Genomic DNA, 12,799 nt, shown 5'->3' on the forward strand with positions numbered 1-12,799 from the left:
AGGGCCTGGGAAAAGGCCAATTGGCACTTCGGCTCATGGGGTTCAGTTACAATTGAGATTAGAGTACCAAGGCTTGATGCTTTCGATCCTTTTCTCTTCGGAAGGATGGTTTGAGCAAGGGCCGATGGCCCCTTTTCTGAAGTGACCGGCGGGATTATCAGTGGGGGAAGCCGCAGCTCACGCTCTTCTTAGAGCGGGAGAACGGCGGAGGGGGTCGGCCCGCCAGAAAGCGGCGGGCAGGTGTCCCCCGCTGATAAGCCGCTGAAAACACCAGCCCGGGAGCCTCCGAACGAAAGAAAAGGCGCCATCGGCCTTAACAGGCAGACGTCTGCTTTTAGTATTCCCCGACGGCCCTTTTTAGCCTGGCCTTGGCCAGATTGTGCTCGTAAAGTGCGTTGTAATAATTGGTCCGGGCCTGGGTAAGGAGGGTCTGGGCGTCCAGCACCTCTGTGATGGTGGTTACCTGGGCCTTGTATCGCTCCTCGTTCACCCTCAGGTTTTCTTCGGCCTGTTCCACGGCCTTTTGGGTGACCGGGATGTTTTTGGCGGCCACTTCAAGGTCCAGGAGGGCCTTACGAATATCCAGGGAAACGGCGTCTTTCACCGATTCGCGGGTGTGCTGGAGCTGTTTTTTTACGCTTTCTTTTTCCCGAACAGCATCCTTGGTTTTGCCCCATTCGAAAAAGGTCCAGCTCAAGGCGGCCGTAACCTGCCAGTGGTTGGCATCATGAAAGGAGCTTCCCGAGACCCTCAGATCGTCTCCTTCCTTGATGTAATTGTAATTCAGGGCCACCTCAGGATAGAACTTGCTCTTTTCAAGGCGGATCTGTTGCTCAACCTGTCGAAGATTCATGTCGATTTCTTTAATCTCCGGGCGATTTTCGAGGGCCCTTTCAAGAAGAGTTTTGAAATCAACGTGTTCCGGGCGGTAGATCAAGATGTCCTCGATTTCCAGGGGGGCGTCAACGGGTCTTGCAAGAACCCTGTTGAAGGCGCTCTTGGCCAATTCCACCCCGTTTCTGGCCCTTACTCGGTTTTGTTTCGCGTTGGCCAGCTCCACCTCGACCTTAAGAAGATCGTTTACAGGGATCATACCCACCTTGTAAAAACTCCTGGCCACCTCCACGTTTGATCTCAGGGATTCAACGGCCTTTTCTGCCACTTCGAGAGCCTTCTGGGCCTTGAGGACGCCGAAGTAGGCCTCCTTGACCCGGAGGATCAGGTCCAGCTTGCCGGCCTCGAGCTGGATCTTGGAAAGATCGATTCCCAGCTTGGCCAGTTCGTAAGCGCTTGTGAGGGCGAAACCGGTGAAGATGGGCTGGGTTACAGTCAATTTCCACTGGTAATTGTCCTGGGTATTGAGATCCCTCGCCGGGATCTCCCCCAGTCCTCCGAGGGAGACAGGAGAACTTCGGGTAACCGAGTCAAGGTAGGTGAAACTGTAACTGGTGGAAAGCTTCGGGTAGAAACCTTTCCTGGCTTGCTCCTTCGCGAATTCAGCCTCCCGGAGTCGTTCTTCTTTCGCCTTGATCTCCCAGTTGTGGGCAAGGGCCTCCCTAATGCATTCTTCAAGGGAGTAAACCTTCTGAACGTTCTCCGCGAATAGCGTACCAGGAAGCCAGGCGACAAAGAGAAAAAGGAAAAACATGGTCCAACAGGGGGTTCTCGGATGGTTTCGTCTCATGGTCACCTCGTTTTTATTGAAAAGATGTTTTTCTTGGGCCTGGGTCCAAGGAGTTTGCTCCCCGCTCACAGCAGGAATCGCTTCCCCGGGAAACCGGAAGTTCGAAGAGGGCTGCTGCACGCTTATCGTGCCCCTGTATGCTTTCCCGAAGAGATCCGGCGACTCGTATACTAGTGGAACTGAACATAATTTCAAGTCCTTTCGGCCCCCCGGCGCCCTTCCTCCTTTCCCTGGCCCAGGCATTGTGGGCCGTCCCATTAGGAAAGGGTTTTTTTGAATCGGGATACGGCCAACAGGATGAATAGCAGGGCCAGTCCCAGTTGCGGAAGAATCGAAGGCCAGAGGGACTGGATGCCCAACCCTTTGAGTAACACTCCACGCAGGATCTCAAGGTACCATCGAACCGGGTCCAGAAAGGTTGCGTATTGAACCGGCAGAGGCATGTTCCGGACCGGGAACATGAACCCGCTCAAGAGCACCGCGGGCATGATGATCAGAAATGCCGTGAGCAGGGCCTGTTGCTGGGTGCCGGCGCTGACACTGATAAGGAGTGCCAGACCCACGTTCCCGACCAGAAAGACCCCCGTCATCACATAGAGAATCAGCCAGCTTCCCTTGACGGTTATACCGAAAAGCACCATGGCGATGATGAACATGGCCGTCATGATTATGTATCCCGTTATCACGTAAGGAACGGTTTTCCCCAGGATAAATTCCAGTTTGCTGATAGGGGTCACCATGATCTGCTCGATGGTGCCGATCTCCTTTTCCCTGACAATGGCGATGCTGGTGAGCAATATGCTGACGACAAGCAGCATTGTGGCGATCAGCGCCGGGACGTAGTAGAGGCGGCTTTCCAGGTTCGGGTTGAACCAGGCGCGGGTCTCCATAATGACGGAAGCGGGTTCCTGGCCGGGACCCAGCGATCTCCCGATCCTTTCCTTGAGTTTCCGGTCTGCGAATCTCTCCACGATCTGCCGGGCATAACCGAATATGATGGAAGTGGTATTACTGTCCGTCCCGTCTGCCAGGATCTGCAACCTGGCCGTTCGCCCGGAAACCAGATCCTGCTCAAACCCCGCGGGAATATGAAGGGCGACCCGAACCCTTCCCCGGTCGAGGGCCCGTACCATTTCAGCCTGTGAACCGGCTGCCTCCCGGATCTCGAAATATCCGCTTGATGTGAAAGCCTCCAGGAACTCCCTGGAAGAAGGCGTTCGGTCGGAATCCAGCACCACGGTCCGGATTTCCATGACGTCCGTGGTCAGAGCGAAGGCCATGACCGCCATCTGAATGATCGGTACAACGAAGATCACAATCCGCATCCTGGGGTCCCGGAACATCTGGAGAAATTCCTTTATCAACATGGATTTCAGCCGCTTCAACATCTCCTACTCCAGTTTCATCTTCATGCGTTTAATGGAAAGGACCACCATGAAAAGGGCATATATTGCAAGCAGCAAGGCGTTGAACCACAGGATTTCCAGCCCGATCCCCTTTAGATAGATCCCCCTGAGAAGGGAAATGAAGTACCGCGCGGGCACGATGTAGGTCAGGCACTGGATGGGAAAGGGCATGTTTTCGATGGCGAACACGAAGCCGCTCAGGAGCATGGTGGGGAGAAAACCCGCGAGAAGGGCCGCTTGGTTGGCCAGGACCTGTTTTTTAAGGCTCACGCTGAGCATCATGCCGAAGAAGAGGGCGCCCGTCAAAAACACCGTGGACACCAGGAACACGAGGGCGGTGCTGCCCCTCAGTGGCACGCCGAAGAACCACTGGCCCACCAGGACGGCGGTGGCCACGTCCGCCAGGCCGATGGCGAAGTAAGGGGTTATCTTCCCGAAGATCAGTTCAGGACCCCGGAGAGGGGTACTGATGAGCTGCTCCATGGTCCCCATTTCCCATTCCCGGGCCACTGTGACACTCGTGAGCATGGCCGCGATGACGATCATGACGATGGCGATGATCCCGGGGATGAGCACGTTTTGACTCCTCAGGTCGGGGTTGTACCAGGCCCTGGGCTCCATCTCCACGGGCGGGGCGGGTTCGGGGAGGCCGCGGAAGCGGGCCTGTTCCACCTGGATCTTCCCGGCGTAAAGCATCCCGATTCCACGGACATAACCCAGGGCCAGACGGGAAGTATTGGCGTCGCTGCCGTCTGCGATCACCTGCACCCGGGTTTTGCCTCCGCCGAGGACATTGTCGGCGAAATCAGACGGTATGACGATGGCGATTATGGCCCGGCCCTTCTCCAGGGCCTCCTGGACGGCGCGGTAGGTGTCGAGATAGTCCACGATGGAGAAATAGGGAGAGCCGTCGAAAAGGCTCAGGAGTTCCCGGCTCTGGGGTGTTCGGGATCGGTCCCAGACCACGGTGGGTACGTTTTTCAGGTCCAGATTGAGGGCATAACCGAACAGCATGATGAGAATCATGGGAATGGCCAGGGCCAGGAAGAGGCTCCGCCAGTCCCGCAATACATGGAGAAACTCCTTCTTGATCATGGCCTTGAGGCGTCGCGGATTCATGGCGCATCTCCTCCGGTTCCCGGGCTGTTTTCCCCTGTTTCCCCCCGCTCCACGGCCTCGACCAGTGAAACGAAGACGTCCTCCAGGGTGGGCAGGATTTTTTCGATGCCTTGGATCTCCTTGCCCTTCTGCTCCAGGGTGCGCCGAATGGCTTGTTCGGCGGATCTCGCGTCTTCCACCACGGCATGGAGCCCGGCTCCGAAAAGGGCGATCTCCCGAACTTCCGGGAGCCTGGCGAGATCATCCATGACATCCTGAGGAGCGGTGCAGCGCACATCCAGGATCTCCTCGCGAAGCATCCCGGTCTTGAGTTCGACGGGAGTGCCCACGGCCACCAGGCTTCCCCGGTAGATGAGGGCGATGCGGTTACAATACTCCGCCTCATCCATATAATGGGTCGTGACGAAGACGGTCACCCCGCGCTCCGCCATATCGTAGATGAGGTCCCAGAAACGCCTCCGGCTTAAGGGATCCACTCCGCTTGTGGGTTCGTCCAGGAAGATGATGGGCGGTTCGTGGAGCACAGCGCAGGCCATGGCGAGACGTTGTTTCCACCCCCCACTCAGGATCGAGGTGAGGCTTTGGAGGTGTCTTTCCAGCCCTGCCATGGCTACAGCCCAGGACTTTCTCTCTTCGAGGCGGGAGCCGTGGAGACCGTAAATGCCCCCGTAAAAATCGATGTTCTCCTCGACCGTCAGGTCCTCGTACAGAGAGAATTTCTGACTCATATAACCGATATGCCTCTTGATTTCTTCAGGCTGGGTCCGGATATCAAAACCCGCAACAGTTCCCCCGCCCTCGCTGGGTCTTAGGAGGCCGCAGAGCATCCGGATGACGGTGCTCTTTCCCGCCCCGTTTGGCCCGAGGAACCCGAAAATTTCTCCGCGCCGCACCTCGAAACTGACCCTGTCCACCGCAACGAAGGTGCCGAACCGTCGGGTCAGATGATCCACCCGGACGGAGAATCCATCCAGATCCCGGGGAACGGATCCCGTGTCCGGGAGAGCAGGAGGAACCGAGAGGGGCATGAGGGAATCGGCGTCTTCTCCGGCTTTGGAGACCAGGTGCACGAAGACATCCTCCAGGGAAGCCGCCCGCTGGCGGATTTCATCGTAGGGAATTCCACCCCGGTCCAGCAGGTGACGGATATCCTCGCGGGCCTTCTCGAACTCATCGCAGGTGACATGCACGCGGTCCCCGTGAATCTCCACTTCCTTCCACTTTCGGGCCTCCCGGATCAGTCTGCTCGCTTCCTTGGCCCGGGCCGTCCGTACCGAAAGGATGCCCCCGGGCATCAATCCCCTTATCTCCTCGGGTGTCCCCTCCGCAAGCAGCCTCCCCCTGTCCAGGAGCCCAACCCGGTTGCAGCGCTCGGCCTCATCCATGTAAGCAGTGGTCACCAGGATGGAAACCCCCTCCCTGAGGAGCCTGTAGAGAATGCGCCAGAAGTCCCGGCGGCTCACAGGGTCCACCCCGTTGGTGGGTTCGTCCAGGAGCAGCACCTTGGGGGTGTGGATCAGGGCACAAACAAGTTGGAGCTTCTGTTTCATCCCACCCGAAAGGCGCCCCGCCCGCCGTTTCGTGAACGGGCCCATGGCACTGAAATCCAGGAGACGGTTGATGACCTGCCTCCTCCCTTTTCGCGGAACACCGTAGAGATCGGCATAGAACTCGATGTTTTCCAGAACCGTCAGGTCTTCGTAGAGGCCGAACCGCTGGCTCATGTAAGCCAGGTTGTCCTTGACCTTCCCCTGCTGGGTCCGGACGTCGAATCCGGCGATGCGGACCTCCCCTTGGGTCGGATCCAGGATGCTCGAGAGCATGCGCAGAGTGGTGGTCTTGCCCGCTCCGTCAGGACCCACCAACCCGTAGATCTCTCCGGGTGCGACCCGTATGCTCAAGTCCCTCACCGCCGTAAGGTCCCCGAACCTCTTGGTGAGGCAGTCGGCGTAGATCGCGGGGTCCCTATTCTCCATGGCTTTCATCGGCGGCCTCGATAACGGCATCCGCAGGCATTCCCGGCTTGAGTTCGCCCTCAGGGTTCGGGAGGTCGATCTTGACCCGGTACACGAGCTTGACCCGCTCATCGTGGGTTTCCACCGACTTGGGTGTAAACTCGGCCTCGCTGCTGATAAAACTCACGTGACCTCGGAAAGTCTTTTTCGGGATAGTGTCGGTGCGGACCTCCACCGGTTGTCCCAGTTTTATGTGCCCGAGATCCCTCTCATTCACGTAGGCGCGAAGCCAGACCCGGTCGAGGATCCCGATGGTCACAACGGGGGAGCCGACCTGGAGGTATTCGCCGGGCTCGGCGGCCTTGCTCAGGACCACGCCGCTGAAGGGGGCCCGAAGCCGGGTGTATTCGAGTTGTTGCCGGGCCTGCTGCAAGGCCACCTCAGCGAGCCGAACTCTTGCCCGAGCCTGGTCGATGGTTTCCTTGCGGGGGCCTTCCTTGACCAGGGCGTAAGCAGCCTCGGCCTCACGGAGGATCGCCTTTGCGTGGGAGATCTTCTCCTCCCTGGCCCCTTCCCTGCGAAGGCTCAGCCTTTCCCTCGCACTCGCGAGCCTCGCCCGGGCCTCTTCGTATGCGCTCAAGGCCGACTCGTATTTTTTCCGAATGATATCGTACTCCCGCTCGCTGATTACACCCTCCCTCCGGAGCTTTCCGAAGCGTTTATCATCCGACCGGGCGAGTTCCAACCGGGCCTGGGCCCCCTGAAGGACGGCCCGAGCCCTTTCGACCTCGGCCTCGGCGTTCGATATTTCCTGAGAACGGCTGCCCCGCTCAAGTTCCAGCAGCAATGCCCTGGCCTGTGCCACCCTGGCCTCTGCCCTCAGGATCTCCTCTTTGCGGCTGCCCGTCTCGAGTTCAGCAAGGGCGGCTCGGGCCTGTGCCAGATTGGCCTTTGCCCGGGCAACGGCCAGTTCCTGGTCCGTGTCGTCCAACCTGGCGATCAATTGGCCTTTCCGGACCTCTTCGCCCTCGTCCACGAGGCGTTCCAGGAGCCTTCCCGGAATTCTGAAGCCGATGCGGGCATCGGTCACCTCGATGTTTCCGGAAAGGATGATAGGGGAGGAATTCTCCCTGTCACGGGACAGGAGGTAGTATCCCAGGAGTCCCGCAAGGATCAGGATCATCAGGAGCATGACACGCTTTTTCTTGTTCATGGGAATGTCCTGCCTTTTCGCAAGATGGTTGTTTTATTGTCCCATCCGGGGAATGAGAGAATCTTCGGCCCCTTGGCCCCTAAGCTTACGGCTTCAGTCGATAGTAGTTTGCTTTCCAGCAGCCCTCCAATGTGAAGGGGATACTCATGGACGCCTCAGGGCCCTTATGATTAGTTCCTCGATCTCGGAGGCCGGATCGCGCATCCCCCGGTCCAGTTGCCGGAGGCTCTTGATGAATTCTTCCCGCCTGGCCGCAATGGTCTCCATTCTTCTCCTCATGACCATGGGACCCACTATCATCAGGTGGACGATCGTGGGCCTGGCCTCAATAAAGACGCCCCTTTTGGCTCCTTCTTGAAGGATCCCGGAAAGAACGGTCACGATCCGCTTGAGGTCGAGCAGGATCTCATCCGGCAGATGGTGTCCGCCTGAAGCGATTTCCCGGATTATGATCGGGGAAAAGCTTGGATGCTCTTTCATGAGTCCGGCCAGAGTGCGCACATAGAGCCTTAATTTTTCCTCCGGGGGGTCTTCCTCCTGCATACTATTCTCCAGCTGTTCCGCCACATGGAGAAAAACCCGGTGAAGGACCTCTGAGTAAAGGGTCTCTTTGTCCCCGATCCGGTAATAGATCATGGCCTTGTTGACACCGGCTCTTCGGGCGATCTCATCCACCCTGGCACCTTCAAAACCTGACTCTGCAAAGACCTCCAGGGCGGCGTCCAGGATTTCCCGCACAGCCTGCTCCCTTTTTGGCCGTAACTGCCCGCTTTTCATGATAAACCTTTCGTTTAGACTGTATAGTTTAACTAAACGGTTAGTTAATAATGGCGAATATAATTTCTGCCCTTACCGTTGTCAAGGGAAAAATCATACGGAAAAAGTTGGTCTGAATTGTAATGATTCAGGCGGCCGGGTGCAGCACCGGGGGCAACTGCTTGAGGGTTTCGATGGGAATGTGGCACAGGATGCGATGACCCTGGCCGTTTTGCTGCCAGTCCGGGGCCTTGCGGGCGCACAGGGCCCCTTGTCCGGGTGCCAGGCCGCGGCGGGGACACCGGGTGTGAAAGCGGCACCCGGCCGGGGGGTCAAGGGCGCTTGGCACGTTGCCGATCAGCCGGATACGGGCCTGATCAGCGTCCGGGTCAGGGATGGGTACGGCCGAGAGCAACGCCTCGGTGTATGGGTGGTATGGGGGGCGGTAAATGGCTTGGGCCGGGCCGATCTCCACCACTTGGCCCAGGTACATGACGGCGATCTCGTCGGAAAGGTAGCGTACCACGCTAAGATCGTGCGCGATGAAGATCATGGTGGTGCCAAAGGCGCTCTGGATGTCGAGCAGCAGGTTGATCACCGCCCCCTGCACTGACACGTCCAGGGCCGATACCGGCTCGTCGCAAATGATCAGGTCGGGTTTGCAGGCCAATGCCCGGGCGATGCCGACCCGCTGCTTTTCTCCGCCGGAAAGCTGGCGCGGCAGCCTGTAATAATAGGATGGACCGAGCCGGACGGCCTCCAGCAGCCGCAGAACCTCGGACTTGACCCGGACCCGGGGCACGGTTTTGAACCGGATCATGGGCCGGGCGATCTGGCGCCCCACGCTGTAAACCGGGTTCAATGTGCTGTCCGGATTTTGAAAGACCATCTGCATCTGCCGCACCACCTCCAGGTCCCGCCGGGTCACCGTCTGGTTCAGGGTCAGGCCCAGAAAGTCGATCCGTCCGCCTGAAAGCGGCTCCAGGCCGATGATCCCCTTTACCAGGGAGGACTTGCCGCAGCCCGACTCGCCAACGATCCCGAGGGTCCGGCCCCGCCGGAGGCGGAGGCTGACGTTGTCCACGGCCTTGACGAACCGGGCTTGCCCCAATCCCAGCAGGTCCACCAGGCGGCTGGTTTCGTGCCGGTAATAGACCTTGGCGCCTTCCAGGAGCAACAGGTGGCCGGTCTTGTCGGTATCGGGCCGGACTGCTTCGGCTTTTCCACCCCCCTTTGATGCCTTTACTGCCCGCTGCTGGCCCGCCGGGGCGTCGGCCAGCAGGCAGCGGACTTGGTGGGCTTCGGTCAACCGGACCATGGCCGGTCGTTGCCGGCGGCAGCGGTCGATCGCGTAATGGCAGCGGGGGGCGAACACGCAAGCGTCGGCAGGGCGGTTGTCCGGCCGGGGCACCCGGCCGTCGATGGTGCTGAGAACCGCCGTGTGCTTGCTCTGACCCAGCCGGGGAAGACAGTTCAGCAGCCCCCGAGTGTAAGGATGGGCAGGGCGGCGGAACAGCTCGTCGGTCGGCGCCTGCTCCACCACCTGGCCGGCGTACATCACGCAGACCCGGTCGCTGACCCGGGCCACCACCCCCAGGTTGTGGGTGATGAACAGGTTGGCCGTGTCGAAATCCCGCTTGAGGTCTTCGACCAGGTCCAGCACGGCCGCTTCCACCGTCACGTCCAGGGCCGTGGTGGGTTCGTCCATCAGCAGCAGGGCCGGGTGGTTGAGCATTGCCATGGCGATCACCACCCGTTGCTGTTGACCGCCGGAAAGCTGGTGGGGATAACGGTCCATCACCTGGTGCGGATCAGGCATCTGGACCCGTCGGAGCATCCCCACAGCCCGTTGTCGTGCCTCCTGCCGGCCTATGGGCCGGTGGGAGGTGAGCACCTCGATCAACTGCCGGCCGATCCGGAGCGAGGGGTTCAGGGCCTGCATGGGGTCCTGGAAGACCATGGCGATGCGGTCGCCGCGCAGGGCGCGCAGTTGCTGCTGGCTTTTGCCCACCAGGTCTTGGCCGTCAAAGAGAATTCGGCCGGAGCCGATCTGGCCGTTGGGGCCCAGGGCGTTGACCAGGGCAAAGGCCACGGTGCTCTTGCCGCAGCCCGACTCGCCGACCAGCCCAAGGGTCTCTTTGGGATGGATATCGAACGAGACGTCGCGGACCGCCTCCACCAGCCCGTCGCGGGTCCGGTAACCCACCGTCAGCCCGCGGACGCTGACCACCGGCCGGCTGCCGTTTTCGGGACGGTTTGTGTTTTTCGTTTCGCCCATGTTTCTGGAAACTGCAGTTGTCGGTTTGGAAAACACCAGGCTCTTGATTTCCCGGGCGCTGATTTCGGTTAGGGTTCCTCGGGCCGTTTCACTGGTAACGCATGGACTCCTGCCGCAGGCCGTCGGCCAGCAGGTTCAGCCCCACCACCAGGGAGGCGATGGCCAGCGAGGGCCACAAGGCCGCCCAGGGGCTGCCTTCCAGGATGAACTCCCGGCCCTTGGCCACCATTGACCCCCAATCCGGCGACGGGGGCGGCAGACCCAGTCCCAAAAACCCCAGGGTGCCCATGGCGAAGATGGCGTAGCCGACCCGCAGCATGGCGTCCACGATGACCGGCCCCCGGGCGTTGGGCAAAATTTCCACGAACATGATGTACCAAGGGCTTTCGCCCCGGGTTTCGGCGCTGAGCACAAATTCCCGGTTTCGGATGTCCAGAGTCAGACCTCTGACCAGCCGGGCGATACCTGGGGTGCCCACGATGGTCATGGCCAGCACCACATTGAGGGCCGAGGCCCCCAGGGCGGCCATGATGATCAGATACAGCAGGATTATGGGCACGGCCATCATGGCGTCCAGCAGGCGCATGACCAACTCGTCGATCCAGCCGCCGTGGTAGCCGCTGACCAGGCCCAGGGTGATGCCCAGGGCCAGGGCCACCAGCACGCCCCAGATGGCGGTGCCGCCCGGGATCCATCCGGTTTCCGACACCGGGGTGATCACCAAAACCACCCGGGCGCCGTAGATCAGCCGGGCCCACAAGTCACGGCCCAGCTCATCGGTACCCAGGATGTGCTGCCGGCTCGGGCCCTGGTTGGGGGCCTTCCAGTCCTGCTCCAGAGGGGAGAAATCGGTCAGCAGGGGGGCGAACAGGGCGACGAAGACCCAGAAACCCACGATGGCCAGCCCCACCATAGCGGTCCTGGAGGCCAGCAGCACCCGTATACCTCGCCTGATGCGGTCCAGCCGGCGTTCCGGCCATCCGGCTGCCGGGCCGCCGGTTTCGGCTGTAATGAAGGGGGATGGAGCTGTCATACCGCTTGGTGTCGTCTCCATTGCTTCCGGTCGAAACGGCTAGTCGTACCGGATCTTGGGATTGAGGAAGGTGTAAAGAATGTCGGCCACCAACTGGGTGCCCACGGCCACCACCACCATGATCATGGCCCCGGCCTCAAGGGCGTTAATGTCCTTGTACAGGGCCGAATCCAGCAGATATTTGCCCAGGCCGGGGTAGCCGAAAACCACCTCCACGATAACAATACCCCCCATCAGCCAGTTGACGTGGAGCATAATCACGGTTATCGGGGCCATCAGGGCGTTGCGGACCGCGTGGCCGAAGACCACCCGGCGCGGCGACAGGCCCTTGAGGTAGGCGGTACGGATGTAGGCCGAGCGCATTACCTCCACCATGCTGGCCCGGGTTATGCGCAGCACGTAGCCCAATTCGATCAAGGTCAGGGTCAGCAGGGGAAGCACCAGCATGTCGGGTCGTTGCCAGGGGGCGGCAAGGCCGAAAACCGTGGCGCCGGGTACCCAGTTCAGCCAGACGGAAAAGATCAGGATCAAAAAGATCCCGGTGGCAAACTCGGGAATCACCGAAAAAATCATTCCGCCCACCGAAAGGCCCCGGTCCAGGAGACTTCCTTCCCGAAGTCCCGCTACGATGCCCAGCCCCAGGGCAAGGGGCATGACCAGCACAAAGGCCATGGCCGCCAGCACCAAGGAGTTTCGCAGCCGGACGAAAAGACTGCTTGCAACGGGGCGTCCGGTCCGCAGGGAGATACCCGGATCGCCCCGGACAAAGCCCTTTTTCAGCGGGATGTAGCGCACTGCGCCCCCGGAACTTTGCTTCCAGCCCGAGCCCATGATGAAGGTCCAGACCTTGCGCTCAGCTCCCTTCTGCCACAGCACGGCCCGGTTGTCCCGGTCCACGCCCCAGGCCTGGACGATGCCGTTCGGCCCCTTTTGCCAGCGGGAATTGTCCACAACGGTAGTGACGGTGCCGTCGGCCTGTCGTATCTCGGCCATCAGGTCGTCACCTTCCAGGTGCCAGCGCACCAGCTGTCCGTCGGGCCGCACCGCCCACCATTGGACGAAGCCCTTGGGGGTGACGATTCGTTCCAGTTCGAGGCCGATCTTGCGTCGCGCCAGCCGGTCCGAGCCTACCAGCCATTGCAGGTACCGGGCCCACAAGGGCTGGTCAAGGCCCATCTGGGCCAGGAAGGAGGCCTCCTGCTCGGGGGTGACGAAGGCCCCCAACACGTTGCGGGCAACGTTGCCCGGCGAGGCCTCGGTGATCACAAAGACCGCCGCCGAGACCAGGATCATGGTCAGCAGCAGAACAGCGCAGCGACGAACGATGAACTTGACCATGGCAAAAGCGCCTCCAG

Annotated in this window: 9 protein-coding genes; all 9 read right to left on the reverse strand. The window is 60.3% G+C overall.

The genetic code is table 11. The annotated features are described in order from the left end of the window. Window positions 1-334: 334 nt before the first annotated feature. Entirely contained in the window at window positions 335-1,684 is a 1,350-nt protein-coding gene (locus JRF57_05425; protein ID MBW2303136.1) for a TolC family protein, read from the reverse strand. A 257-nt stretch (window positions 1,685-1,941) separates the two neighbouring features. Further along, the gene (locus tag JRF57_05430) at window positions 1,942-3,072 is read right to left on the reverse strand and encodes an ABC transporter permease (protein ID MBW2303137.1); all 1,131 of its coding nucleotides are present in this window, start codon (window positions 3,070-3,072) and stop codon (window positions 1,942-1,944) included. Window positions 3,073-3,075: 3 nt separating this feature from the next. Then, entirely contained in the window at window positions 3,076-4,209 is a 1,134-nt protein-coding gene (locus JRF57_05435) for an ABC transporter permease (protein MBW2303138.1), read from the reverse strand. Beyond that, complete coding sequence (locus JRF57_05440) at window positions 4,206-6,185, reverse strand: ABC transporter ATP-binding protein (protein MBW2303139.1); 1,980 nt, start codon at window positions 6,183-6,185, stop codon at window positions 4,206-4,208. Before JRF57_05440 ends, JRF57_05435 begins: the two co-directional genes overlap by 4 nt. Beyond that, window positions 6,175-7,377, reverse strand: coding sequence for an efflux RND transporter periplasmic adaptor subunit (locus JRF57_05445; GenBank protein ID MBW2303140.1), 1,203 nt, complete (start codon window positions 7,375-7,377; stop codon window positions 6,175-6,177). The genes JRF57_05440 and JRF57_05445 overlap by 11 nt, the downstream gene beginning before the upstream one ends. 144 nt (window positions 7,378-7,521) lie before the next feature. After that, a complete protein-coding gene (locus JRF57_05450) occupies window positions 7,522-8,154 on the reverse strand; it encodes a TetR family transcriptional regulator (protein MBW2303141.1) in 633 nt (210 codons plus the stop codon). A 127-nt stretch (window positions 8,155-8,281) separates the two neighbouring features. Further along, window positions 8,282-10,411, reverse strand: coding sequence for an ABC transporter ATP-binding protein (locus JRF57_05455; GenBank protein MBW2303142.1), 2,130 nt, complete (start codon window positions 10,409-10,411; stop codon window positions 8,282-8,284). Window positions 10,412-10,499: 88 nt separating this feature from the next. After that, a complete protein-coding gene (locus tag JRF57_05460) occupies window positions 10,500-11,444 on the reverse strand; it encodes an ABC transporter permease (protein MBW2303143.1) in 945 nt (314 codons plus the stop codon). A gap of 39 nt (window positions 11,445-11,483) precedes the next feature. Further along, a complete protein-coding gene (locus tag JRF57_05465) occupies window positions 11,484-12,782 on the reverse strand; it encodes an ABC transporter permease (GenBank protein MBW2303144.1) in 1,299 nt (432 codons plus the stop codon). Window positions 12,783-12,799: the final 17 nt, after the last annotated feature.

The sequence above is a fragment of the Deltaproteobacteria bacterium genome, from assembly GCA_019310525.1.
Classification (GTDB): domain Bacteria; phylum Desulfobacterota; class DSM-4660; order Desulfatiglandales; family HGW-15; genus JAFDEE01.

Excerpts from the sequence above, each read along its gene's own strand:
- JRF57_05460 (MBW2303143.1), bottom strand. The coding sequence starts at position 11,444 with ATGACAGCTCCATCCCCCTTCATTACAGCCGAAACCGGCGGCCCGGCA.
- JRF57_05435 (MBW2303138.1), bottom strand. The coding sequence starts at position 4,209 with ATGAATCCGCGACGCCTCAAGGCCATGATCAAGAAGGAGTTTCTCCAT.
- JRF57_05445 (MBW2303140.1), bottom strand. The coding sequence starts at position 7,377 with ATGAACAAGAAAAAGCGTGTCATGCTCCTGATGATCCTGATCCTTGCG.
- JRF57_05450 (MBW2303141.1), bottom strand. The coding sequence starts at position 8,154 with ATGAAAAGCGGGCAGTTACGGCCAAAAAGGGAGCAGGCTGTGCGGGAA.
- JRF57_05455 (MBW2303142.1), bottom strand. The coding sequence starts at position 10,411 with ATGGGCGAAACGAAAAACACAAACCGTCCCGAAAACGGCAGCCGGCCG.
- JRF57_05425 (MBW2303136.1), bottom strand. The coding sequence starts at position 1,684 with ATGAGACGAAACCATCCGAGAACCCCCTGTTGGACCATGTTTTTCCTT.
- JRF57_05465 (MBW2303144.1), bottom strand. The coding sequence starts at position 12,782 with ATGGTCAAGTTCATCGTTCGTCGCTGCGCTGTTCTGCTGCTGACCATG.
- JRF57_05430 (MBW2303137.1), bottom strand. The coding sequence starts at position 3,072 with ATGTTGAAGCGGCTGAAATCCATGTTGATAAAGGAATTTCTCCAGATG.
- JRF57_05440 (MBW2303139.1), bottom strand. The coding sequence starts at position 6,185 with ATGGAGAATAGGGACCCCGCGATCTACGCCGACTGCCTCACCAAGAGG.